Raw genomic sequence first — 26,631 nt, forward strand, 5'->3', positions numbered from 1 at the left:
AACATATAATGAAAACGCTCCGAATATTCGGAGCGTTTTTTTATTTATAATACTTTATATTTTGGTAATTTAGTGGAAGAAAATTACTTTCCATGAAATCATTCCTAGCTCAAGTAGCTTTAGAGATATATACTAAACATAAGGAACAATTACCATCCCTTACCATTATACTTCCCAGCAAAAGGGCTGTTACATTCTTAAAAAATGAGCTCTTAAATATAGTAGAGAAAACTACCATTGCCCCAAACATTATTAGTATTGAAGAGTTTGTACAACAGCTAGCAAATCTTAAATTAGCTTCAAACATTCAGCTTTCGTTTGAGTTTTATGAGGTTTATAAAAAAATCACGCCAGAAAGTCAACAGGAAGATTTTTATTCATTTACATCTTGGTCTCAAACCATATTACAAGATTTTAATGAAATAGATCGATACTTAATAGATACAGAAACTTTCTTTTCTCACCTTTTCAATATTAAAGAATTAGATCAATTCCATTGGACCAATGTAGAGGAGAAAACAGAACTGCAAAAAAACTATCTTAAGTTTTGGGAAAAATTAGACCTCTATTACAAAACTTTCAACAAGCATTTAGTAGATAAAGGAATCGGATATCAGGGAATGATATACCGCGAAGCAAATGATAATATAGAATCATTCATTGAAAGCCATAAAGAGATAGAGCATGTTTTTATCGGTTTTAACGCGCTAAATAATGCTGAAAAGAATATTATTCAATTTTTTCTAAAAAAGACGAATGCAGATGTTTTTTGGGACATTGATAAAGTGTTCTTAGAAAATACAGAACACGATGCTAGTTTATTCCTCAGGGATTACAAACAGAATTGGCCTCATTTCATCGAAAACGAATTTAAAATAACAAGCAATCACTTTTCAGAAGAAAAAAATATCAAGATAATAGGAGTACCTAAAAATGTAGGACAAGCTAAATATGTTGGAGCTATTTTAGAAAATCTTAAAGGGGCTATAAAAAATACGGCAATTGTACTAGGAAATGAAAACCTATTAGCTCCGGTTTTAAATAGCATCCCACCAGAAATTCAGAAAGCTAATATTACAAGTGGTTTTCCTTTAAACCTATCTCCATTTGCTTCTTTTTTTGAAACATTACTGGATGTGTGGGACAAAACAAACGATCAATTATGGCATTATCAAGATGTGATAAACATACTCTCAAACCCAATAAGTAATTCACTTCTAGAAAATATTAGCAAGGAAAGCAATGAATTAATTGAGAAGATTAAAAAGGAAAATCTTATATACATCAATCAACATTCTTTAAATGAATTAAACCAAAAAGAAGCAAATCTATTCCTAGATAAAAAAGGAATTTCTATAAATACAGTAATTGAAAACTGTATTTCTATAATCTTATCCCTCAAGGCAACATATACCAGCGATGAACAAAGAAATCCATTATTCCTTGAATACCTTTATCGCTTTTATGAGGTTTTTAATCAGCTAAAAACTTTTAACAATCAATATAAATCGATTACAGGAATTAAAACCCTAAAAAAAATATATGTAGAACTACTTGCTAGTGAAACAGTAGATTTTAAAGGAGAACCGTTACAAGGATTGCAGATAATGGGAATGCTAGAAAGTAGAAATTTAGATTTCGAAACGGTTATACTAACTTCAGTTAATGAAGGTATTCTTCCCGCAGGAAAAACAAACAGTTCATTTATTCCTTTTGATTTAAAAACTGCATTCGGATTACCTACTTATAAAGAAAAAGATGCCATCTATTCGTACCACTTTTATAGGTTATTACAAAGAGCAAAAAACATATATCTCATTTACAATACGGAGCCTGATGCTTTGGAAGGGGGAGAGAAAAGTAGACTTTTGCAACAACTAACTATGCTTAAAGAGCCTAAGCATACTATTACAGAAACTATTGCTAGTCCAACCATAAAAAATGACAGAACAACATTAGCAACTATCAATAAAAGCGCGGCGGTTATAAATAAATTAAAGGAAGTTGCTGAAAAAGGGTTTTCACCAACTTCATTAAGTAACTATGTTCGAAATCCATTAGATTTTTACACACAGTCTGTTTTAGGAATAAGGCAAGTTGAAGAGGTCGAAGAGACGATAGCAGCAAATACGTTGGGAACCATTGTGCATGATACTTTGGAGTTTTTCTACAAGCCATTAGAAGGTAAAATAGTTACACTTGAAGACACCAAGAAAATGCGTAAAGATCTCGATAAACAAGTTGGGATTCACTTTTCAAAATCATACACAGAAACTAAATCATTAAGAGGTAAAAATTTAATATCTTATTATGTTGCTAAAAGATATATTGAGAATTTTCTAACTTTTGAAGAACAAAGAATAAAAAAAGGAGCTATTGTAAAAATAATTGAAATTGAAAGTAATCTTAAAACGGAGCTCCACATAAAAGAATTGAATTTCCCTATTTTTATAAAAGGGAAAGTAGATCGTGTAGAGGAAGTGGATGGAGTTATCAATATTATAGATTACAAAACAGGAAAAGTAGAACAAAAAGATGTTGAAATTATAGATTGGGAATGTTTAACTGAGGATTACAAATACAGCAAAGCATTTCAAATTCTTTGTTATGCATACATGATGCAAAAAAATAGTATTTATAATGAATTTCAAGGCGGCATCATTTCTTTTAAAAACATAAGAGGCGGCATTTTAAAGTTTACTAAAAAAGACGGTCCAGGCAGTAAAGCAACTAAAACACTTAAAATTAATGCTGAAATTGAAAATGCTTTTATAGAGCAATTAAACAACTTAGTGTTAGAAATATTCAATAAAGAAATTCCATTTCAGGAAAAAGAAATCCAAACACATGCATATTAACAGAAACATAGTATTAGAAGGTAAACACAAAAGACCAATTCTAGTAGACACATATTGCAACAAAGAGATTAATGGGCAACCAATTGTAATTTTTTGTCACGGCTATAAAGGATTTAAAGACTGGGGATATTGGGATTTAGTCGCTAAAGAATTTGCAAATAACGGCATATGCTTTGTTAAGTTTAATTTCTCTCACAATGGAGGTACCGTGAAACAGCCAATAGATTTTCCAGATTTGGAAGCATTCGCACTAAATAATTTCACAATAGAATTAGACGACTTAGAAACCGTTATCGATTGGATAATAAGTAGTAATAATGAACTCTCAGAAAAAATAAATACTTCTGATATTACATTAATAGGTCATTCTCGTGGCGGTGGTATTGTAACAATAAAAGCTGCTGAAGATAAGAAAATTACTAAATTAATTACATGGGCCAGTGTTAGCGATTTTAAAGCTCGATTTGCAGATGAAAAAGCACGCGCATATTGGAAGGAACAAGGTGTTATTTACATTGAAAATAGTAGAACTAAACAGCAACTGCCTCATTATTATCAGTTCTATGAAGACTTCATCAAAAATGAAGAACGTTTTACAATAAAAAATTCAGCAGAAAATATTGATATCCCCTTTTTAATTATACACGGCACAAAAGATCCTACTGTAGATTTAAGAGAAGGAGAAGCTTTGCATAATTGGAGCTCAAAAAGCGAATTATTAGTAATTGATGAAGCTGATCATGTTTTTGGAGGAAAACATCCTTGGGAAGAAAAAAAGCTCCCACAACACATGAAACAGGTTGTAGAAGCTTCGATAAATTTTATTGTTAAATAAAATTATTTTTTATCTGGACGCGTTGGTCGCACTTCAATTTTACTAGGCAACGTTCTTGGGTTCATTTTTAATAAATCTAATACTAATTGTCCGATATCTTCAGGCTGTATTTTCCAAGCATCATCTTTAGATGGAGTATGGTCGTTAAAATGAGAAGCAACAGAGCCAGGCATAATAGTTGACACTTTGATATCATACTTTCTAAGGTCTAGCATGACAGCTTGTGTAAATCCTACAACACCAAATTTAGTAGCATTATAACCAGCTGCTGTTGGAAAGAAATTTGTACCCGCCAAACTTGCTAATGTTATATAATAACCAGAAGATTTTTTTAAAGCTTCTACAGACGCTTTTAACGTATGAAAAACACCGTTCAAATTTGTATTTATCATTTGATGCCATGCATCGTCTTCTAACTCATCAATTGGAGCAAAATGACCAACACCTGCATTTGCAAGAACTACATCTAACTGCCCCCACTTATCCAAAATACTTTTTACAGCATCTTTTTCGTCTTGAATTTTAGTGACGTCAGAAGATAAACCAAGCACTAAATTACTATCACTACTTAAATTGGAAGCTGCCTTTTGTGCATCTTCTAATTTACGACCGCTAATAGCCACTTTCATACCTGCTTTTGTAAGCTCTTCTGCAACGCCATATCCTATTCCTTTTGTTCCACCTGTTATATAGGCTACTTTTCCTTTTAAATCCATTTGTTTAATTTTTATATAAAGATAAAAGCTAGGAAATAGAGTAAAAAACAAGCTACGTTATTCTTTTCTTAAAAGAACAACTTTGTCTGTAAGCTAAAAGACATTTTATAAAACATAGTTTAACAAACAAAAAAACGCAATCACTATTAAAAATGATTACGTTTTATGTGGAGCATATCGGAGTCGAACCGATGACCTCTACACTGCCAGTGTAGCGCTCTAGCCAGCTGAGCTAATGCCCCTATAAATAATTAAACACTACTTCTTTACACTTAGAATTAAAAGCGGGATTGTACATCTAAATTCTCGCTTTAAAATTATATTTTTTTCCCAAAGCTTAGCAAAAAATCCTCGTTTTCTTCTGAACACTACTAATATCTCTGGTTTATGCTCTTGGAAATGCTCCAAAACTCCTTCAAACGTAGTCGTATTCTCTGTAACCTTCACATCGTCACTAAGAGATTTAAGTGTACTATCAACTTGTAAATCTTCTTCAACGTAACTAGGTGTTTTAACTAAGAGCAAGTTCAAACTTAACTTAAACTTCTCTTTAAATGCCACCAATGGATCCAATATCGACGGACGTTTTACGATCCCAGATTTAAATGCAACAAGCCCTGTATTATAATCTTTAAAAGTATTCCCCTCAGGAACTATTAGAGTAGGGATATCTGTTTGCTTAACAATTTTTCCAGTAGTCTTCCCTAAGAAAACTTCTTCACGAATATCTGTACTCCTAGGTTCCATAATTAGCAAATCTATTCCATATTGCTTATCCACAGCTTTTATACCATCTAAAACCTCTCCATTATATGCGGTAATCGTAATAGAAACTCCCTTTTTATCAACCTTACTTACAACTTCTTCTAATTGCTCTGTAGTAGTTTTTGCAACTACTTGCTCGACATTTGCAATAGAACCTGCTTTGTTAAAAAATGTGTATGCTTGCATAAGATAAATCTTACTATCAAAAAACTTAGCAAAATCTATAGCATACTGCAAAGTATTTGTAGTATTAGCGGATGTCCCTATTGGAACCAAAATATTTTTCATATGGTATGGTGTTTAAAGAATGATTGATAAAATGCTTTCTTACTTTTGCGTTTAAATTTACATAAAAATATTTTCTCGTCGATTTTTAAGGCTAAAATTGGCATTATTCTATTATGAAAGAAGCTAAAATTAACTTTAAAGAAATTAATCAACTAGCCATTCCAGCAATTATTGCAGGAATTGCTGAGCCTCTAATTTCTCTAACAGACATAGCTATTATCGGTAACGTGGAAAAAAATCCAGTTGAAGCCTTAGCGGCAGCAGGAATAGTAGGCTCATTTCTCTCTGCAATAATCTGGATTGTAGCGCAGACAAAAACAGCTATTTCTGCAATAGTTTCTCAACATTATGGAGCAAATAGACTGCATGCTGTTAAAACATTAGTTCCTCAAGCTTTAGCATTTAATTTTCTTTTTAGCTTAATAATTTACTTTGGAACTGCGTGGGTGGCAGAAAGTATCTTCAGTCTATATAATGCTGAAGGACTTATTTTACAATACACAGCCGATTATTACCAAATTAGAGCGCTTGGATATCCACTTACACTAGTAACATTCGGGATTTTTGGTGTTTTTAGAGGTATGCAAAATACGCTCTGGGCTATGGCATGTAGCTTAACTGGAGCTGCAGTAAATATTATTTTAGATTATGTTTTAGTATATGGAATTGATGGAATAATTCCCGCTATGCATCTTAAAGGTGCCGCATACGCCAGTGTTATTGCACAGCTAGTAATGCTTATAATGGCAATCTTTTTTTACATTTATAACACCCCTTTTAACTTTAAGATAAGCACTAATATAAATCCACAAATGAAAAAGCTCTTATTGATGAGTGCTAATTTATTTGTGAGAACAGCAGCTTTAAATTTCGCCATTTATCTTGCAAACAGTTATGCTACAGACTATGGAAAAAATTATATTGCCGCACAAAGCATCTTAATGAACATATGGCTTTTCTTTTCTTTTTTTATTGATGGGTATGCTAATGCAGGAAATGCTATTTCAGGAAGGTTATTAGGTTCCAAAGATTACAAGCGCTTATGGTATTTAAGTATCGATATTTGTAAATATGCTATTATAATCTCCCTAATTTTGATGGTAATCTGTGGATTATTTTATGACGAAATAGGACGTCTTTTCAACAAAGAGGAAGCCGTTTTAGGTCTCTTTTCATCGGTATTTTGGATTGTATTAATCATGCAACCCGTTAATGCAGTTGCTTTTATGTTCGACGGGATATTTAAAGGGTTAGGCGAGGCTAGCTACCTCAGAAATGTTCTTTTAGCAGCTACTTTCCTTGGGTTTGCTCCTACACTATTTTTATTAGATTCATTTGATTATAAATTATACGCTATTTGGATTGCTTTCTTTGTTTGGATGCTTATTCGATCTTCAGCACTAGTAATTAAATTCAGAAGAAAATATGTTAATGAATCTACACCCAGATGATTTAACTAAAAATAAATAACCATTAAAAGCAGATTTAAAATCTACTCAAGAAGCAAAAGAGACTTAGATTTCTTAAATTTGGAAAACACCTTTTATATATTATCAATATGGGCACAGATAGAATTGACGGAAGTTTATACACTAAAATTGAAAATAATATTGCTATCCTAGAATTTGGGCATCCTGCAAGCAATTCTTTCCCTTCAATACTTTTGAAAAGACTTACTGATGAAATAAATTCGTTATCTGAAAATGAAGAAGTTCACCTGATTGTATTAAAGAGTGAAGGTGAAAAAGCATTTTGCGCTGGAGCTTCATTTGATGAACTTATTGCTATTGAAAACAATGAACAAGGAAAGGCTTTTTTTAGTGGTTTTGGAAATGTTATCAATGCCATGCGAAAATGTAGTAAACTAATTATTGGTCGCATTCAAGGAAAAACTGTAGGAGGTGGTGTTGGACTTATTGCGGCATGTGATTATGCTATTGCAACAGAAGCAGCAGCTATTAAATTATCCGAATTTACTATTGGTATTGGTCCTTTTGTAATTGCTCCTGCGATAGAGCGTAAAATGGGAGTAGCCGCTTTGGCAGAATTAACAATTGCAGCTACCGAATGGAAAAATGCTTATTGGGCTAAAGAAAAAGGGTTGTATGCCAAAGTATATGAAACTCTTACCGAAGTAGATGATGAAATCAATACTCTAACGAACAAATTAGCGGGATACAACCCAGAATCGTTATATGCCATGAAAAAGGCATTATGGGAAAATACCAAAAGCTGGGATTCGCTCTTAGAAGAAAGAGCTAAAACATCAGGAAAATTGGTATTATCTGACTTTACTAAGAAAGCATTAGAGAAATTTAAAAAATAAGCTCTTCGCTATCAATAGCTTTTGTGACATTTGCTTTAATAGTTGGAAAACTAGTAAAAAACTTACGTCCATCTTTTCTTTTTAAAACTGCAAGTTGCTCTCCATCTGCATTTGTATTAATTTCAGTTACTACAACTTCATTGTTATAAACAGATTTGTAGTTTGGTACTCCACCTCTTTTTATAATAATATTCTTTCTAGGTAAATCAATGTGGTTGTAAGTACTTTCAGAAATACTATTAATTGTTAGAACATCTCCAACTTTAACCTCTTTATCTTGTGCTTGGACAGCAAACACAAAAAATGAGAATACTGCAAAAAACAATCTCTTTTTCATATCTATTTTGCTTAATTGTTATTATACTCTAATTATATTAACAAATATACAAAATATTATGATTTTGATAAATAGCGAAATTCATAAAAAAATGCTAAAATCGAGGCTCTTAAAGACAGAGAATCAACTACTTAAAAGCTTGTTCTCCCGTGATATCCGCCCCAGTTATTAGCAGGTGAATATCATGGGTTCCTTCATAGGTTATAACGCTCTCTAAATTCATCATATGACGCATAATGCTATACTCACCACTAATCCCCATAGCTCCTAGCACTTGCCGAGCTTCCCTTGCTATATTTAGAGCCATGTTAACATTATTACGTTTTGCCATAGAAATTTGAGCAGAAGTAGCTTTTCCTTCATTTTTAAGTTGACCTAAACGAAGTGCTAGCAATTGTGCTTTTGTAATTTCTGTAATCATTTCAGCTAACTTTTTTTGCTGAAGTTGTGTAGAAGCGATAGGCTTTCCAAATTGAATTCGTTCTTTAGAATACCTCAACGCAGTATCATAACAATCCATAGCTGCACCAATTGCGCCCCAAGCGATTCCGTATCTAGCAGAATCTAAACAGCCCAGAGGAGCTCCAAGTCCACTTTTACCAGGCAATATATTTTCTTTAGGCACTTTTACATTATCAAAAATCAATTCTCCTGTAGCAGAAGCCCTAAGCGACCATTTACTATGAGTCTCTGGCGTTGAGAATCCATCCATACCTCTTTCTACAATGAGGCCATGGATACGCCCCTCTTCATTTTTTGCCCAAACTACGGCAATGTCTGCAAATGGGGCATTTGAAATCCAAAGCTTTGCTCCGTTTAAAATATAATGATCCCCAGCATCCTTAAATTTAGTCTCCATTCCTCCAGGATTAGAGCCATGATTAGGTTCTGTAAGTCCAAAACACCCCATAAACTCTCCTGAAGCTAATTTTGGAAGGTACTTTTTACGCTGTGCTTCCGATCCATACTTCCAAATAGGGTACATAACTAAAGAGGATTGCACAGATGCTGTAGAACGAACACCGCTATCTCCTCTTTCTATTTCTTGCATGATAAGACCATAACTAATCTGATCTAAACCTGCACCTCCATATTCCTCGGGAATATAGGGACCAAATGCTCCTATCTCTGCTAGTCCTTTTATAATTTGTTTTGGAAATTCTGCTTTTTGAGCATAGTCTTCAATTATTGGAGAAACTTCCTTTTTAACCCAACTACGCGCAGCGTCACGCACTAATTTATGTTCTTCGGAAAGTAAATCATCTATATTATAATAATCAGGTGCTTCGAAAAGGTCTGGTTTCATGGTTAACTTTTATGAATTGTTTTACTCAAATATAACCAAAGAAATATAACATATCAACGATGTATTGTTATATTTTACCCGTTTATTAAGTGAAGTATGAAGTTAATAGTTGTTTTACTGGTAATCGAGATTTAAAACTGCCTTATGATTCTGTAGAGTACATTTAGTATTTAATGTAATTACCTAGAAATTTTGTTGTTAATAGTGGGTTGTTTTCTATTTTCAGAAGGAAAATAAATTAACATTCAACAGAGAAATATAAATTATAAAATGTTTGTCCATTTCAAGAGAAACATGACAAAAAGAGTTGCTGCACTACTGGTTATTATTGAACTTTGCCAGAAATAAAGTCTACCTACCCATGTCTTCCACATATTTTTCCCGCCTATTTTTTTAACATAGTCACTAAGAGCTATATAATGAACAAAATTCATTAATAAAAAAATTAAAACCGCAATAACTACTATCCACATATTCTTTCATTTACTGAATTATAGTTTAATATAAAAACCAACCAATTAAACTCTTGGTATACTAAATATAGTGAAAATTATTTATAGTAAAGGAATGGCTTATTTTTGCTTTTATGCTACTAGCCAGAATCTTATATAAAAAAAGAGCATCTAAAATTAATTAAATGCTCTTTTAATATGATCTAAACTAATAAACGGCTATTACACTTCGTAATTATCCCAATTAGCAATTTCATTTCTTTCTTCAGGTTTAATACAAATATCTAAAGTACGCTGATCGTATTTCATATTATATTGAGCCAAAACATCGTCTGGAACTCCATCCCAAACATTTGGTGTATTCCCAACATAGCCAAGATATTTAATCCCTTCTTCGCTTGTAAAATATCCCGTAGACACTAAATCTCTTAAACGTGTAAAAAAGCGAGCTCCTTGAACAAGATGTGGTTTTACATCATCTGGATAAGCAATATCTTCAACGATTTCTATCTGTTGCTCTTCAGAAATACTTTTAAAAACCTTATTAAAGCGTTTATTACTTTCATGATCTATCCACATAATCCCACCTCGAAGTGGTAATTGATGATGCGGCATATCTAAAACTATGTATGAGATAAAGTCTATGACTCCTACTTTACTAGCTGCACTATAATCACCTTCAGCAGGAATAATTATATCAGCAAGAACGGTAAGTGTTTCTAATTCATGATCGTTAAAATAAGCCCCTTTAGCACGTAACTCCTCTTCATAGGCTAACTCTTCTTTGGTACGTGTTGTGTCGTAATTATTATCACTATCACTTGGCGCATCTGTGTTTGCAATGGTTGGCTCTTCGGTATCAGTAAGACATCCCGAAAACATAAATCCGGAAGTAACAGTACCTGCCACCATGGCTTTTAAACTTTTTCTTCTATCCATGATTTTTATGTTTTAAATATTCATTTTTTTCATTTCTTCTGTAAGATAATCAGACGCCCTCCAAGCCAATGCTAAAATTGTCCATGTAGGATTTTTATCTGCTTGAGAAACAAAAGCTCCACCATCCATAACAAATAAATTTGGCACATCATGCGTTTGATTATATCTGTTTACCACAGAAGTAGAAGGATCATCACCCATTCTCGTTGTACCCACTTCGTGAATAATTCTTCCTGGAGCATCTAATCCATAATCGCTTTCTTTTCCAGGCTTATCTCCCAATGGAATAGCTCCCATGTTATGATAAAGCTCTTCAAAAGTGTCTTGCATGTGTTTTGCTTGCTTAACCTCATCGTCTGTCCAATTATAGTTAAAACGCAACACTGGAATTCCGTATTTATCGACTACATTAGGATCTATCTCACAGTAATTATCTTTCTGCGGAATACTTTCACCTCTACCAGCCATACCAACCGTGGCACCATAATATCTACTAACATCTTCTTTTAGTCCAACTCCATAACCCCCAGCCTTTTTATTTTCGCCAGGTTTTTGAAACTTTCCATTAAGATTTTGAATTCCCATTCCAGCTCCATAAGAAGGCATTCCCATACCTCCCCAATATTCAATATGATATCCTCTAGAAAATCCAAGATCCTTTTTATCATTTAACCACCATGGAACATATAAATGCATTCCTCCAACACCATCTTCATTATAACGTTTTCTTTCCATTAATTCAGGGATTATTGCAGATCTAGAAGCTCCTGTAGAATCGTGTAAATACTTTCCTACTACACCACTTGAATTGGCAACTCCATTTGGAAATCTTTCTGACTTAGAATTCAATAAAATCCTAGCAGAACTACAAGCACTAGCAGCTAAAATAACAACTTTTGCTTTTACCGTGTACTCTTGATTATCATATTTATTTACATAAGAAACACCTGTAGCTTTTCCATTTTCATCCGTTAAAACCTCTCTTACCATTGCATTTACATAGAGATCTACATTATCATACTCCAATGCTGGTTTTACCAAAACAGATGAAGACGAGAAATCTCCGTAAATACTACATGAACGAGAACATTGACTACAATAGAAACAAGCACCACGACGATTATCTACACGTTTAGTAAGAATAGAAAGTCTTGATGGAATAACAGGAATATTAGATTTTGCTCCTGCTTTTTTAAGATATAATTCGTGTAAACGGGGTTTTGGTGGTGGTAAAAAATACCCATCTGGTTCATTTTTAATGTTTTCTTTACTACCAAAGACTCCAATAAATTTATCAACCTTATCATAGTAAGGTTTTACATCGTCATAAGAAATAGGCCAGTTATCTCCTTTTCCATCAAAATCTTTTCTTTTGAAGTCCAAAGGCCCAAAACGTAGCGATATACGTCCCCAGTGATTTGTTCTTCCACCAACCATTCTAGAACGGAACCAATCAAATTTAGATCCATTTTTATGAGTGTACGGTTCGCCATCTAGCTTCCATCCACCATAAGCCATATCGAAATCTCCAAAAGCTCTTGTGCTTCCAGCCCCTCGACGAGGAGATTCATAAGGCCATTTAAATTGCGTTTGTTGATCGGGATTAGCAGGGTCAAAATTAGGTCCAGCTTCTAGCAAGGCTATTTTAAAACCAGCTTCAGAAAGCACCTTTGTCGCCATTCCTCCTCCAGCTCCAGAACCCACGACCAAAATGTCGTAAACCTTAGACGCTTCTTTAATTTGAAAAGACATTTACGTTTGTATTAGTTAATATTAATTTTATATAAATCTTATTTATTGTAAAGGATTTTATTTGGGCGATTACTCATATAAAAGTTTAACTCGCCTCCTTTTATAATATCGTCATGCTTTATAAATGGTTCCTTTAACTCTTTACCATTTAATAAAACTTTATCGACAAATACATTTTCTTCTGATTGATTCTTAACAACCACTTTAAATTTATTACCATTTTCAAGATTCACAGTAGCGCTTTTCATCGCAGGGCTTCCTAATGCATATACATCTGAGCCTGGTGCAACTGGATAAAACCCTAAAGTACTAAAAATATACCAAGCACTCATTTGTCCAAAATCATCATTCCCACCTAAACCATCAGCTTTAGGTTGGTACATTGCTTTTAATATCATCCTAATTTTATCTTGAGATTTCCATGGAGTATCTGTCCAATTATACAAGTACACTACATGGTGAGAAGGTTCATTTCCATGAACATAATTACCAATTATTCCTTCACGGGAAATATCTTCCGTATTTTCAAAATATTTATCTGGTAAATCCATAGAAAAAAGCGAATCTAAATGCTGCGAAAAGACTTCCTTACCTCCCATCATTTCAATCATCTTATTTGGCGCGTGTGGGACATACAAACTATAATTCCACGAGTTACCTTCAATAAAACCTTGCCCATGAGTATTTAATGGATCAAAATCCTTTTTAAAGCTTCCGTCGTCTAATTTAGGACGCATAAACCCGCTTTTCTCATCATATACATTTTTATAATTCTCAGCACGTTCACTAAATTCGTTATAAATATCATCCTTCCCTAGTTTCTTTGCTGCCTGCGCAATTGCCCAATCATCATAAGCATACTCTAGCGTTTTAGAAACAGAAGAACCATTTTTATCTTCTGGAACATATCCTTTTTCCATATAATATTCTAAGCCATCGTAATAAGGAACCTTTGCTGTATGAACACTTGCCATAAGTGCAGCTTCAGCATCAAAACCTGTATTACCTTTTACAATAGCATCAGCAATTACAGAAACACTGTGATATCCAATCATACACCAATTCTCATTGGCATAATGAGACCAAACTGGAAGCATCCCATGTACACTTTGATTATAATGCGAAACCATAGAATTAATCATGTCTGAATTTCTCTTAGGTTGCAATACATTGAATAATGGATGTAATGCTCTGTATGTATCCCATAAAGAAAAACTAGTGTAATTTGTAAAATTCTCAGCTTGATGAATATTCATGTCTAAACCACGATATTTACCATCAACATCCATATAAACTGTTGGACCAAGAAAAGCATGATACATTGCCGTATAGAAATTTACCATTTCATCTTGATTTATAGGATCCAATTGAACCTTATTCAGTTCAGAATTCCATGAACTTTGTGTTTCCTCCTTGACCTTTTCAAAATCCCAATGAGGAATTTCTACATTCATATTATTAATAGCCCCTTCTGTACTCACAGGAGAAATAGCAAACTTAATTTTCACCTTTTCACCTTCAGAAGTATTAAAATCAAAATATGCTTTTAAATTTTCTCCCGCCATTTCTGGAAAGTTAGTGTTTTGGTCAAACTTTCTCCAAAAGCCCTTGTAAACATTATTGTCATAATTTTCTTGACCATATTTAGTGATTGGCTTACTAAAAGCCATCGCAAAATAAACTTTACGTGTTCTTGCCCAACCATTAGTTTGTCTGTAACCAGTAACTAGCGTATCGTTTTCTACACGAACAAAGGTCCATACATTTTTCTCCTCATAATTATAAATTCCCGATGTTAGATCTAAAATAATATGAGATGCTTCCGATTTTGGAAATGTATACTGATGCATCCCTACACGTGTAGTCGCAGTTAATTCAGCTTTAATATTATAATCTTCTAGCTGAACGCTATAATAACCAGCTTCTGCATGCTCATTTTTATGAGAAAATCGTGAACGATACCCAGTATCTGGATTAGATTCTGTTCCTGGATTCATTTGAAGCTCGCCTACAGTAGGCATGATTAAAAAATCACCTAAATCTGAATGTCCTGTACCGCTAAAATGTGTATGACTAAAACCAACAATAGTTGTATCATCATATTGATATCCTGCGCAATATTTATATACATCTGGATTATAATGCCCATCTATCTCATAAGGAATGGTATCCGTATCTGGACTTAGTTGTACACTCCCAAATGGAGCCGTAGCACCTGGATATGTATGTCCCATTTTGGCAGTTCCAATCATTGGATCTACATACTGGACTAAATTTTGGAAATCATCAGTATGATTAGAAGCTGACTCATTAGCGACTTCTTTCTTCTGATTACACGCCACAAACATTAATGCTGAGAAAAAAACAGCAAACTTTAACGTATATTCATATATAAATTTAGGAGGTTTTATCATAATCTCTCTTAAACAATTTACATTTTATTCATTTGATAAAGAATATGGAGCATCTGATTTTTCTGTTCCTCTATTCTTATTAGGCGTGCTACTCATTTCAAAATCAATCTTAGCTCCTTCCATTAAAGCTTTATGACTGATAAAGTTTTTGCTATAATTCTGCCCGTTAAGACTCATTTGATCCACATACCTATTCTTGTCATTATTATTAGGAGCATCAATTATAACTTTTTTGCCATTTTGTAATTCAACAGTAAGCTTTTTAAATAGTGGGGCACCTAAAACATATTCATCCGTTGCTGGACAAACTGGATAAAATCCCATTGCAGAAAACACGTACCAAGCTGATGTTTGTCCGTTATCTTCATCACCACAATAACCGTCTGGCGTAGGCATATACATTCTATCCATTGTTTCACGAACCCAATACTGAGTTTTCCATGGCTGAGAAGCATAATTATACAAATAAATCATGTGTTGAATAGGTTGATTCCCATGTGCATATTGCCCCATGTTTGCTATTTGCATTTCGCGAATTTCATGGATAACACCTCCATAATAGCTTTCATCAAAAATTGGTGGTAAAGTAAATACTTCGTCTAGTTTAGCTGTAAAACTATCTTTCCCTCCCATTAAATCCATAAGTCCTTGGATATCATGAAAAATAGACCATGTATAATGCCAACTATTACCCTCGGTAAAAGCATCTCCCCATTTAAATGGATTAAATGGCTCCATGAATTTACCATCTTTATTTTTACCACGCATTAAATTGGTTTCCTTATCGAATAGATTTTTATAGTTTAAACTTCTTTCTTTATAAAGTTTTATTTCTTTTTTAGGTCTGTCTAAGGCTTTTGCTAACTGATAAATTGCAAAATCATCATAAGCATATTCTAATGTACGGGCTGCATTTTCATTAATATCTACATCGTAAGGAACATAACCTAAGTCTTTATAATATTCTGCTCCGGCACGACCAACAGCAGTAAGCGGCCCTGCATTATTTGCTCCATGAATAACAGCTTCATAAAGTGTTTCTATGTCGTAATTAGCATCTTTATTTTTAAGATAAGCATCTGCAACTACAGAAGCGGAGTTATTTCCAACCATAACACTTCTAAGTCCTGGACTTGCCCATTCTGGCAGCCATCCACTTTCTTTGTAAGCATTTGCCAAACCTTCTTGCATTTGAACATTTAACTCAGGATACATTAGATTTAAGAAAGGAAACAGAGATCGGAAGGTATCCCAAAAACCTGTGTCCGTAAACATGTATCCAGGCAAGACCTTACCATTGTATGGACTATAATGAACTACGTTTCCATCTTTATCGTATTCAAAAAACTTTCTTGGAAAAAGAAGAGAACGGTATAAGCAAGAATAGAAAGTCTCAAACTGATCTATAGTTCCGCCTTCTACTTTAATTCTATTTAATTCTTTATTCCATATATTTCTTCCTGCCTCTTTTAAAGCATCAAAATCTTTATTCCCAATTTCTTTTAAATTAATTTCAGCTTGTTCAATGCTTATGAAAGAAGACGCTACTTTGGCATTTACCTGTTGTCCTTTTTTGGTTTTAAATCCGACAACGGCACCAACATGATCTGCTTCATTTTCTAAAACATCTTGAAGTTTATTGTTGCTGAAAGTATTTGTACTAACAAAAGGCGTATCAAATTCAATAACAAAGTAATTTTTAAAATTATCAGGAACTCCACCGCTATTTTTAGTAGTATAACCTATTATTTTATTTTCCTTCGGAAGTAATTTCACATATGATCCTTTGTCTAATGCATCGATTACAATATAAGCACTATCAGTTTCTGGAAAAGTAAATCTAAAGCGAGCAGCTCTTTCTGTTGGTGTAATCTCTGTGGTAACATTGTGATCCGCCAAATAAACACTATAATAATGAGGCTTTACGGTTTCGGCTTTATGAGAAAACCAACTTGCACGATCGTCTTCATTAAAAACTAACTTTCCAGTAATTGGCATGATAGCAAATTGCCCATAGTCGTTCATCCAAGGTGATGGCTGATGTGTTTGTTTAAAACCTCGGAGTTTATCTGCATCGTATTCATATGCCCAACCATTCCCCATTTTACCAGTTTGAGGTGTCCAAAAATTCATTCCCCAAGGCATTGCAATAGCTGGATATACATTACCATTAGACATACTTGGTTTTGAGTCGGTTCCCATTAAGGGCTTGACATAATCAATTGGATTCTCAATTGAAGCTATTTGCTTTGTTTGTCCAAAAGAGACAGCGCATATAAATATAAAATAGATAAAAAATGATGGTCTCATAAGTAAATATAGCTTAACATTAAAGCTTTTTTAGTTGTTTGCTTATTGTAATTTATCTAAAATAAAACAAATAGCTTAAGCTTTCTTATTTTAAAATTAATAATTAGTAAAACGTTTTAGCAATTATTAACCAAGATGACTTATAATATTAATTTAGATAAGGTTCTGCTATATTACAAAAAAATAAATATTGACGCAAAATTAAGTCTCTAGCTTAAAGAAGCATACAATATTATTGATTAGTAAAGTGAAAATATAAACATCTTCTAGATACTTACATTTTTAAGTAAAAGTCTTTGGTAAGCTCTATATAGTCTGTGGTATACTTATGTCTTTCTTTTTCTATAATCAGTTCTTCATAATTACAGTCTGATTCTAAAAAGGACAATTCTATAAGAGATCTTTTAACTTCTGAAGTGGGATTTCCTTTAACTCGTAATACTCGATTAGGAAAAAGGTTGTTTTTTGAAGCCAATTCTAAAAAACTAACTTCTTCTTTATATGGAATAATGATACTAAAAACTCCACTAGAAGATAATAGAAGAGACACTCCTTTTAATAAATCTTCAAAAGGGAGTGAAAAATTAGATCGTGCTTTTTCTCTTTGGTTATCATGGCTTGTAAAGTCTTCTGTATAAAAAGGAGGATTGGAAATTATCAAATCATATTTATCCTCAATCTCCTCAACGAACTCATCAAAACCTGCATGATAACAAAACAAACGATCTCCCCATGAAGAAGTTTCAAAATTACCTACACATTGCTCATAAGCATCATCGTCTATTTCTATTGCATCAATTAATTCGGCATTACTCCTTTGCGCGAGCATCAATGCAATTAATCCGGTTCCTGCTCCTATATCTAGAACAGAAAAAGGATTACCTTTTAAAGAAGTCCATGCTCCTAATAGCACTCCATCCGTTCCTATTTTCATAGCGCAACGGTCTTGCTGAACAGTAAACTCTTTAAATTTAAAAGGCTTCGTAGACATTTTTAATATATTATAGAGAATTTATAGATATAGGTCAATAAGTCCCTCGGGAGTTTTTACGACCACTTCATTGTTTTCTCGATCTATTTTTTCAATAAACTCATCGTTCATTGGAATCAAAATTTGTCTACCTTCATTTTCTACCTCAAAAAGTGCTTGGGCAGTATTATCATTAACGGAAACAATGGTCCCTACAGCACCATACTTCACATCTTTCATTGTAAAACCAATAATCTCATGGAAATAAAACTTATCTCCAGTTAATTTAGGCAAGAACTCTAAAGGCAAATAGAGTTCACTCTTCAAAATAGAATCTGCTTCGGCTTCTGTATCTACATCCTCTAATCGCATTCTTAAGAGCTGCGATTTATGCAAGGAAGATTTCTCTATAAAAAAAGGAACCAGATTATTACCATGGGCAATAAATACTGATTCCAAATCTTTGTAAAGTTCAGGTTCATCAGTATCGAGCTTTGCCAATACTTCACCCTTAAAGCCGTACTTTTTAACTATTTTTCCGAGATAGAAGCATTCTTCTTTTCTCATGGAAATATATTAAGCGTTTGCTTTATTTTCTTCTTGTGCATCAGCTGCTGGAGCCTCTGCTTCTGCTTCAGGAGCAGCTTCTTCAGCTACTTCTTCTTCAGCTGGAGCTTCTGCTGCTTTAGCATCTGCAATACGCTTTTCATTAATTGCTTTTTCAGCTTCTAATGCTTTAGCTTTAGCCTCTTCTTTAGCTTTGTCTAAGTCACTTTGCTTAGCCTCTACTATTCCAGCTTTATCTTCAACCCAAGCATTGAATTTCTCTTCTGCTTGCTCTGCTGTTAAAGCTCCTTTAGCTACACCTCCTAAAAGGTGGTGCTTTAATAAAACACCTTTGTAAGATAAAATTCTTCTAGCAGTATCAGTTGGCTGTGCACCATTCTGAAGCCATTTTACAGAACCATCTACATCCAAGTCAATTTGAGCTGGATTTGTGTTTGGATTGTAAGTTCCTAATTTTTCAAGAAATTTACCATCTCTTTTTGCGCGAGCATCAGCCGCTACAACCCAATAAAAAGGTTTTCCTTTTTTACCGTGTCTTTGTAATCTAATTTTTACTGGCATAATCCATTAATTTGCGGGGTACTCGACCCCATTATTAATTATGTTTCGCTCGCCATATGGCTTAAGCGGGTGCAAATATACGCTATTTCTCTTTTGATATCAATATCAAACACTTCTTTTTGTGTAAAAAACTGAAAATAAATTATTTATTGAAAATTTCAAAAAAACATAATAATGTTAAATATTCTATAGTTTTACTATTAATTATGAATATAATAGTTAATATGTCGTATATTTACACGCTCCTTCAACAACAATTGATCATATAATATTTTACCGAATAAGTGATGATTCATCTCACCCCCCAACTACTACACTATATTAGTTAAGAAAAAAGAGATGTTTTTTTCGATGGAAAGCCTGGTTTATACCGGGCTTTTACTATTTACAATACACTACTTTTATACAAGAGACCCCTTATAGGTTACTAAACGCACTCGTTTTAGTATAATAATAGTAACTTTGTGTTTTCAGAAATTATATCTTCACAACATCATGGCACAAGAAAACAATAGAAAGGTCTCTTTTGAAGGTGACATAAAATTCACTGGAATAAAATTAAAAACACCCGAAGTTTATGCTGCTGGTTTTAAAGCTGTAAAAGTCGCATTAGAGCATACTTTTAAAGAAATGGGAGTCTCCAGATCGTTACCTACACTTTCACACATGAATCAGAAAGATGGTTTTGATTGCCCAGGTTGCGCATGGCCAGATCCAGAAAAGCCTTCAAAATTAGGAGAATACTGTGAGAATGGCGCAAAAGCCTTAGCAGAAGAGGCAACTCTTAAACAAGTGGATATCAATTTTTTTGAAAAATATTCTCTTGAAGAACTCTCCAAATGGTCGGATTTTGAAATTGGAAAAAGTGGACGTATAGAAACTCCTATGATTTTAGAGGAAAACTGCACACACTATAAGCCAATTTCATGGGAGGAGAGTTTTAATGTTATTGCTGAAGAATTAAAAAAACTGAATTCTCCAAATGAAGCTGTTTTTTACACTTCTGGTAGATCAAGTAATGAAGCGGCATTTTTATACGGTCTATTTGCTAGAGCTTTTGGCACTAATAATATGCCAGATTGCTCCAATATGTGTCATGAATCTAGCGGAGTAGCATTAGTAGAAACACTGGGAATAGGTAAGGGTTCTGTAAAACTTGAAGATTTTGAAGATGCAGAAGTGGTTATGGTGATTGGTCAGAATCCAGGTACAAATCACCCTAGAATGCTTTCTGCTCTAGAGAAATGTAAAAATAACGGCGGACATGTAGTAAGTATTAACCCTTTAGAAGAGGCTGGATTAACAAGGTTTAAAAATCCACAGGAAGTAAACGGGCTCCTATTTTCTGGAACTGCCCTTACGGATATTCATCTTCCTGTGAAAATAAATGAAGACGTTGCGCTCTTAAAACTTATCATGAAGAAGCTTGCTTTACTAGATACTTCAGAGCCTGTTTTTGATCATGATTTTATTAATAAATATACTGCTGGTTACGAATCTTTCTTATCGCATTTAAATCAATTTTCAGAAGAAGAACTTTTAAAACGTTGCGGCGTAAAAGAGAGTTTAATAAACCAAACTGTAGCTCTATTAGCAAAAAAGAAGAAAATTATTGTTTGTTGGGCAATGGGACTTACACAGCATAAAAATGGTGTTGAAAACATTAAAGAATGCGTAAATCTATTGCTTCTAAAAGGTAGTTTAGGAAAACCTGGCGCTGGAACATGCCCTGTTCGCGGACACAGTAATGTACAAGGTGATCGCTCTGTTGGAATTATGCATTTTGTAGATAAGGAGTTAAATAATAACATCAAAAAGGTTTTTAATTTCTCCGCTCCGCAAGAAGAAGGTTATGATACCGTAAAGGCCATCGAAGCTATGCATGAAAACAAAGCAAAAGTGTTTATTGCTCTTGGAGGAAACTTTGTTTCTGCAGCTTCCGATACAGAATACACAGCAAACGCATTGCAGAAATGTAACCTTACTGTACATATAAGTACCAAACTGAATAGATCTCACTTAATCCCTGGAAAAAAAGCATTAATTCTCCCTACATTGGGACGCTCTGAGCAGGATAAAAAAGATAATAAAATTAGATTTCTTACTGTAGAGAATAGCATGGGTAAAGTTCATCGTACAAAAGGAATTCTCCCTCCATCTTCTACAAACTTAAAAAGTGAACCTGAAATTGTAGGAGGGATTGCTAATGCATATTTTAATGGTAATCACTCTGTAAATTGGTCTGATTTAAGTGAAAATTACGATCTTATTCGTGAGAAAATGGGTGCTGTAATTCCTAGTTTTAATAAAGTTTCTAAAAAGAGTGAAGGCACAGGCTACTACTTGCCTAACAATGTCCGAGAGTTAGATTTTAGTAAACTTCCGCAGGGAAAAGCACAGTTTAGCAATTGTAATTTACCTTCTCACGAATTATCAGAAAATGATTTTTTATTGATGAGTATTAGATCTCATGATCAATTTAACACTACTATTTACGGACTCAATGATCGCTATCGAGGAATTTATAATGAAAGACGTATTGTTATGATTAATGAAGATGATATGGAAAAATTTCAGCTTAAAAAACTCGATAAAATAAACATTATAAGTAATTATGATGGCGTTACACGAATTGCTAGACAATTTCTTGTGATCCCTTATAAAATACCGAAAGGCAACTTGGCAGCTTATTTTCCTGAAACTAATGTTCTAATTCCACACAATCAGTTTGCAGATAAAAGCTATACGCCCATTAGTAAATCCGTAAAAGTAACAATTGAAAAATGTAGTTCGTAACAAATAAATAGAACGTCAAAACTACTCCTTTTATATACTGATGCATCAAATAGAGGGATTCTAACTACAAAGTGATACTTTTGTAATATGGCTGGAATTTACATTCATATCCCTTTTTGCAAGCAGGCTTGCCACTATTGCGATTTTCATTTTTCTACTTCTATGAAAAAGAAATCGGAACTTATAAATGCGCTTGCTCAAGAAATGATTCTTCGGAAGTCAGAAATCGATGAGCCTGTAGAAACTATTTATTTTGGCGGAGGTACTCCCAGCGTTTTATCAGTTGAAGAAATTAATTTTTTAATAGACACCGCATACAATCATTATGAAATAAGTGAAAAGCCAGAAATAACGCTAGAAGCTAACCCCGATGATCTTGACAAAGAAAAAATAATTGCATTTTCGCAAACTCCAATAAACCGATTAAGTATTGGAATACAATCTTTCTTTGAAGAGGATTTAAAACTAATGAACCGTGCTCATAATGCTAAAGAAGCTAAAGAGAGTCTAGATCTTGCTACCCGATATTTCGCAAATATTTCTATCGACCTTATTTATGGAGTTCAACAGATGTCTATAGCGCGCTGGAAAGAAAATATCCAAACAGCTTTAGATTACAACATCCCTCATATTTCCAGCTATGCACTTACAGTAGAGCCTAAAACAGCATTAGCAAAGTTTATAGAAAAAGGTATTATAGAAGATGTAGATGACGCCTTAGCGCAACAACATTTTGATGTATTAGTAGACACTTTAGAGAAGAATAATTTTGAGCATTACGAGCTTTCTAACTTCGGAAAAAAAGGCTTTTTCAGTAAAAACAATACCGCTTATTGGCTCGGAAAAAAATACCTTGGCATTGGTCCTTCTGCTCATAGTTTTAATGGCAAAAATAGAAGTTGGAACATTAACAATAACACGAAGTATATTAAAAGCATTACTGAAAACATGCTACCAAGCGAAATAGAAACATTAACCCCCATCGATAGATATAATGAAGCTGTAATGACGGGATTAAGAACTTCTTGGGGAGTTTCTATAGATAAAATTCAGGAAGAATTCGGTGAAAATTTCAAGAAATACATTTTCGAGCAAGCTGAAAAACATATTACTAGAGACTTGCTAATTTTTACTTCAGAAGAAAATAAAACAGTTCTTAAGACTACAAAAAAAGGAAAATTTCTAGCCGATGGAATTGCATCCGATCTTTTTATGTTAAATTTAGAGTGATTCAATAAGTTGCATGAAAACAATCATAAAATACAACAATAAAGCATACGAAGTTGACCTCTCTAAACCTTTAGATATTTCTATTCCTTTAAAGGGAGATGTTTCGAACCCAAATGCATGGTATGTTCCTGCCCCAAAGATAACGCCAGTTAAAGACGGAGACTTTACTGGGAGCATTAAAGCAGGTGCCTCTACAAATTTTAATAACATATTTTTTAACCCTCACGCACACGGTACGCATACAGAATGCGTTGGCCATATTACCAGAGACTTCTATAATATAAATGATGTTTTAAAACAGTTCTTCTTTATAGCTGAATTGATAACTATTTCTCCAGAACAAAGGGGAAATGATATGGTAATCACAAAAAAGCACCTAGAATCTAAACTGAAAGATACAACAACGGAGGCTTTAATTATTAGGACTCTACCCAATACCAACACCAAACTTACTAAACAATATTCGCATACAAACCCGCCTTATCTTTTAGAAGAAACCGCTATCTTTATAAGAGAATCTGGAATTAATCACCTTTTAATAGATTTACCTTCTGTAGACAAAGAAAAAGACGACGGAGAATTATTAGCTCATAAAAGTTTTTGGGATTATAATAATAACATTAGATTGGATGCTACAATTACAGAGTTTATTTTTGTACCGAATTCAATTTCAGATGGTAGCTATATTTTAAACCTACAGATAGCTCCTTTTGTAAACGATGCTTCCCCTAGCAAACCTATTTTATATAAAATAGCGAATTCATGAAAAGTAGTTTAAAAATAGAAGAGTTTTGCATGCTCATACTAGGAACTTTTCTTTTTAGCAAGCTATCCATAGATTGGTGGTGGTTTTTAATCTTATTTCTCACTCCAGATATTGGAATGCTGGGTTACTTAAAAGATTCTAAATTAGGCGCCATAACATACAACCTATTGCACCATAAAGGAATTGCAATAATTCTATATCTTACAGGGATTATTTTAAAAAATGAAATCCTTCAATTTATCGGATTATTAATTTTCTCTCATGCTTCTTTTGATAGAATGCTGGGCTATGGACTAAAATTTAAAGACAATTTTAACAACACACATTTAGGAAAAATATGAGTGATATTATCCAAATATTATTAGGACTGCTATTAGGGATTCTTGGTACTTATTGGCTGGTTTCAATATTATGGAAACGTAAATCTTCAGAAAGTACAGAAAAACAATCTGTAATACTTTTAGAGAAAATTAGAAACGTATATAAACTAGTAACAGTAGAAGGGGAGTTTGCGGAAATTTATCAATATGAGAATGTCCGCGAACATTTTATGAAACTTATCAGCAGCAAGAAAAAAGCATTGCTAGTAATAAATGCGAAGGTAAATATTGGCTTCGATCTAAAGAAAATAGAAATGCATGCCGACCCGAGTTCAAAAAAAATAATTCTTACTGCATTTCCACAACCTGAAGTACTAAGTATAGAACCAGATGTAAAATATTATGATATAAAAGAAGGCCTTTTTAATTGGTTTAAAACCGAAGATCTTTCTACTTTAAACAGTGAGGCCAAAGAGCATATTTTGAAAAAAATCCCTGAAAGCGGATTGATTGAAACTGCAAAAAAAGAAGCGCTAGATGCAGTTCTTATGATTGAAAATATGGTTCAAGCAATCGGTTGGAAATTAGACTACAAAGCGCTAGAAACCGATTTCATTCCTGAAAAAATTAAAGAAAAAGCTACTCTCAAAAAGTAACAACACATCCATAACATATAAATATCCGCTTATCATTGCGCCTATATAAGGATTCCAGCAACAAAGAGTTCCTCATATAAATCTATTATTCTATCTTTGCAGCTGTCTAAAAAACAATAGAAATGACTACAAATTTAGTAGAAGAACTACGTTGGAGAGGAATGGTACATGATATGATGCCAGGAACTGAGGAGCAATTAAGTAAAGAAATGACGCCAACATATATAGGTTTCGACCCTACGTCGGATTCCCTACATATTGGTAGCTTGGTGCCTATAATTATTCTTGTTCATCTCTATAAATCTGGTCATAAACCTATTGCATTAATTGGAGGTGCTACAGGAATGATCGGAGATCCTTCTGGAAAATCTGACGAACGTAACTTACTAGACGAAGCTACGCTGGCAAAAAATGTTGCAGGAATTAAAGGTGTGCTATCAAAATACCTTGATTTTAATGCTACTACTGAAAATGCACCGATTCTTGTTAATAATTACGATTGGATGAAAGATTTTTCTTTTATCGAATTCGCAAGAGACGTAGGAAAAAGAATTACTGTTAATTACATGATGTCTAAAGATTCTGTAAAAAAACGTCTTAGTGCCGATTCTGGTGTTGGAATGTCTTTTACTGAATTTACATACCAGTTAATTCAAGGATACGATTTTTACCATTTACATAAAGAATACGGTTGTATGCTACAAATGGGTGGTAGCGACCAATGGGGAAATATCACCACAGGAACAGAATTAGTGAGACGTATGAATGTTGACGCTGACGGAGACGAGCCTGCAAAAGCTTTCGCTCTTACATGTCCACTTATTACTAAAGCTGATGGTTCTAAATTTGGTAAATCTGAAGGAGGAAATGTATGGCTAGATGCCGATAAAACATCTCCATATAAATTCTACCAATTTTGGTTGAATACTTCTGATGAAGATGCTGAAAAATATATTAAGATTTTTACATTTTTAGATAAAGCTACAATTGATGCACTTATTACAGAGCACAAAGAAGCTCCACATATGCGTTTATTACAAAAACGCTTAGCACAAGAAGTAACAACTTTTGTTCACTCTCATGAAGAATATGAAAATGCTGTTAAAGCATCTAATATTTTATTTGGAGGAACAACAGACGACTTAAGATCGCTTAATGAAAAGACATTTTTAGATATTTTTGAAGGTGTTCCTCAAGCGGATATTGAACGTCAAGAAATTGAAAACGGATTAGATGTTATTGCTGCTTTAGCTGCAAATACAGGTTTCTTAAAATCTAACGGAGAAGCTAGAAGAGCGCTAAAAGAAAACTCTATTTCTGTAAATAAAGAAAAAGTAAAAGAAGACTATATAATTAAAAGTTCTGACCTTATTAACGATAAGTTTGTATTACTACAACGTGGTAAGAAAAACTATTTTGTAATTAAAGTGAAGTAAGAATATACCTCTTTTTAAAAAATACCCCAAG

Annotated in this window: 21 protein-coding genes and 1 tRNA gene; 10 read left to right on the forward strand and 12 right to left on the reverse strand. The window is 33.5% G+C overall.

What is annotated here, in order from left to right:
* Positions 1–92: 92 nt before the first annotated feature.
* Together ACN0TY_RS02265 and ACN0TY_RS02270 are read left to right on the forward strand one after the other, a co-directional pair.
* The gene (locus ACN0TY_RS02265) at positions 93–2,858 is read left to right on the forward strand and encodes a PD-(D/E)XK nuclease family protein (RefSeq protein ID WP_417443199.1); all 2,766 of its coding nucleotides are present in this window, start codon (positions 93–95) and stop codon (positions 2,856–2,858) included.
* Positions 2,848–3,693, forward strand: coding sequence for an alpha/beta hydrolase family protein (locus ACN0TY_RS02270; RefSeq protein ID WP_417443200.1), 846 nt, complete (start codon positions 2,848–2,850; stop codon positions 3,691–3,693). The genes ACN0TY_RS02265 and ACN0TY_RS02270 overlap by 11 nt, the downstream gene beginning before the upstream one ends.
* A 2-nt stretch (positions 3,694–3,695) precedes the next feature.
* Here ACN0TY_RS02270 and ACN0TY_RS02275 read toward each other — a convergent pair whose 3' ends face one another.
* The 3 genes from ACN0TY_RS02275 to ACN0TY_RS02285 all read right to left on the reverse strand — a co-directional run bounded on the left by ACN0TY_RS02275 (position 3,696) and on the right by ACN0TY_RS02285 (position 5,462).
* Positions 3,696–4,409, reverse strand: a complete 714-nt coding sequence (locus ACN0TY_RS02275) for an SDR family oxidoreductase (protein ID WP_417443201.1) — start codon at positions 4,407–4,409, stop codon at positions 3,696–3,698.
* Positions 4,410–4,577: 168 nt separating this feature from the next.
* Positions 4,578–4,651, reverse strand: a tRNA-Ala gene (locus tag ACN0TY_RS02280).
* 16 nt (positions 4,652–4,667) lie between these two features.
* Positions 4,668–5,462 carry a universal stress protein gene (locus tag ACN0TY_RS02285; RefSeq protein WP_236957438.1) on the reverse strand — a complete coding sequence of 265 codons (795 nt, stop codon included), beginning with the start codon at positions 5,460–5,462 and terminating at the stop codon, positions 4,668–4,670.
* A 113-nt stretch (positions 5,463–5,575) separates the two neighbouring features.
* Between ACN0TY_RS02285 and ACN0TY_RS02290 the strand changes: the two genes are divergently transcribed.
* Together ACN0TY_RS02290 and ACN0TY_RS02295 are read left to right on the forward strand one after the other, a co-directional pair.
* Positions 5,576–6,913: an MATE family efflux transporter gene (locus ACN0TY_RS02290; protein ID WP_417443202.1), complete on the forward strand. Its 1,338-nt coding sequence runs from the start codon at positions 5,576–5,578 to the stop codon at positions 6,911–6,913.
* A gap of 107 nt (positions 6,914–7,020) precedes the next feature.
* Positions 7,021–7,788: an enoyl-CoA hydratase/isomerase family protein gene (locus ACN0TY_RS02295; RefSeq protein WP_417443203.1), complete on the forward strand. Its 768-nt coding sequence runs from the start codon at positions 7,021–7,023 to the stop codon at positions 7,786–7,788.
* On the opposite strand, the gene ACN0TY_RS02300 is transcribed toward ACN0TY_RS02295, so the two are convergent.
* The 9 genes from ACN0TY_RS02300 to ACN0TY_RS02340 all read right to left on the reverse strand — a co-directional run bounded on the left by ACN0TY_RS02300 (position 7,778) and on the right by ACN0TY_RS02340 (position 19,396).
* Positions 7,778–8,125: a hypothetical protein gene (locus ACN0TY_RS02300; RefSeq protein WP_417443204.1), complete on the reverse strand. Its 348-nt coding sequence runs from the start codon at positions 8,123–8,125 to the stop codon at positions 7,778–7,780. The genes ACN0TY_RS02295 and ACN0TY_RS02300 overlap by 11 nt on opposite strands.
* A 127-nt stretch (positions 8,126–8,252) precedes the next feature.
* A complete protein-coding gene (locus tag ACN0TY_RS02305; RefSeq protein ID WP_417443205.1) occupies positions 8,253–9,431 on the reverse strand; it encodes an acyl-CoA dehydrogenase family protein in 1,179 nt (392 codons plus the stop codon).
* Between the two features lie 674 nt (positions 9,432–10,105).
* Positions 10,106–10,822 (reverse strand): gluconate 2-dehydrogenase subunit 3 family protein, encoded by a 717-nt coding sequence (locus ACN0TY_RS02310; RefSeq protein ID WP_236957443.1) that lies wholly within the window; start codon positions 10,820–10,822, stop codon positions 10,106–10,108.
* A gap of 12 nt (positions 10,823–10,834) precedes the next feature.
* Positions 10,835–12,574, reverse strand: coding sequence for a GMC family oxidoreductase (locus ACN0TY_RS02315; protein WP_236957444.1), 1,740 nt, complete (start codon positions 12,572–12,574; stop codon positions 10,835–10,837).
* 38 nt (positions 12,575–12,612) lie between these two features.
* Positions 12,613–14,988, reverse strand: a complete 2,376-nt coding sequence (locus ACN0TY_RS02320; protein WP_417443206.1) for a GH92 family glycosyl hydrolase — start codon at positions 14,986–14,988, stop codon at positions 12,613–12,615.
* Between the two features lie 24 nt (positions 14,989–15,012).
* The gene (locus ACN0TY_RS02325) at positions 15,013–17,298 is read right to left on the reverse strand and encodes a GH92 family glycosyl hydrolase (RefSeq protein ID WP_417443207.1); all 2,286 of its coding nucleotides are present in this window, start codon (positions 17,296–17,298) and stop codon (positions 15,013–15,015) included.
* Positions 17,299–17,572: 274 nt separating this feature from the next.
* Positions 17,573–18,289 carry a tRNA1(Val) (adenine(37)-N6)-methyltransferase gene (locus ACN0TY_RS02330; RefSeq protein ID WP_417443208.1) on the reverse strand — a complete coding sequence of 239 codons (717 nt, stop codon included), beginning with the start codon at positions 18,287–18,289 and terminating at the stop codon, positions 17,573–17,575.
* Between the two features lie 21 nt (positions 18,290–18,310).
* A complete protein-coding gene (gene rimM / locus ACN0TY_RS02335) occupies positions 18,311–18,835 on the reverse strand; it encodes a ribosome maturation factor RimM (protein WP_417443209.1) in 525 nt (174 codons plus the stop codon).
* A gap of 9 nt (positions 18,836–18,844) precedes the next feature.
* Positions 18,845–19,396: a 30S ribosomal protein S16 gene (locus ACN0TY_RS02340; RefSeq protein ID WP_417443210.1), complete on the reverse strand. Its 552-nt coding sequence runs from the start codon at positions 19,394–19,396 to the stop codon at positions 18,845–18,847.
* A gap of 495 nt (positions 19,397–19,891) precedes the next feature.
* On the opposite strand from ACN0TY_RS02340, the gene ACN0TY_RS02345 reads away from it, so the two are divergent.
* The 6 genes from ACN0TY_RS02345 to tyrS all read left to right on the forward strand — a co-directional run bounded on the left by ACN0TY_RS02345 (position 19,892) and on the right by tyrS (position 26,600).
* On the forward strand, positions 19,892–22,192 hold the full coding sequence (locus ACN0TY_RS02345) for an FdhF/YdeP family oxidoreductase (RefSeq protein WP_417443211.1): 2,301 nt from the start codon (positions 19,892–19,894) through the stop codon (positions 22,190–22,192).
* A gap of 87 nt (positions 22,193–22,279) precedes the next feature.
* Positions 22,280–23,422, forward strand: a complete 1,143-nt coding sequence (gene hemW, locus ACN0TY_RS02350) for a radical SAM family heme chaperone HemW (protein ID WP_417443212.1) — start codon at positions 22,280–22,282, stop codon at positions 23,420–23,422.
* A 13-nt stretch (positions 23,423–23,435) separates the two neighbouring features.
* On the forward strand, positions 23,436–24,188 hold the full coding sequence (locus tag ACN0TY_RS02355) for a cyclase family protein (RefSeq protein ID WP_417443213.1): 753 nt from the start codon (positions 23,436–23,438) through the stop codon (positions 24,186–24,188).
* On the forward strand, positions 24,185–24,529 hold the full coding sequence (locus ACN0TY_RS02360) for a DUF4260 domain-containing protein (RefSeq protein WP_417443214.1): 345 nt from the start codon (positions 24,185–24,187) through the stop codon (positions 24,527–24,529). Before ACN0TY_RS02355 ends, ACN0TY_RS02360 begins: the two co-directional genes overlap by 4 nt.
* Positions 24,526–25,164: a DUF4230 domain-containing protein gene (locus ACN0TY_RS02365; protein WP_417443215.1), complete on the forward strand. Its 639-nt coding sequence runs from the start codon at positions 24,526–24,528 to the stop codon at positions 25,162–25,164. The genes ACN0TY_RS02360 and ACN0TY_RS02365 overlap by 4 nt, the downstream gene beginning before the upstream one ends.
* Before the next feature lie 122 nt (positions 25,165–25,286).
* Complete coding sequence (tyrS, locus tag ACN0TY_RS02370) at positions 25,287–26,600, forward strand: tyrosine--tRNA ligase (protein WP_417443216.1); 1,314 nt, start codon at positions 25,287–25,289, stop codon at positions 26,598–26,600.
* Positions 26,601–26,631: the final 31 nt, after the last annotated feature.

It is taken from the genome of Joostella sp., from assembly GCF_048266025.1.
Lineage (GTDB): Bacteria > Bacteroidota > Bacteroidia > Flavobacteriales > Flavobacteriaceae > Galbibacter > Galbibacter atrarenae.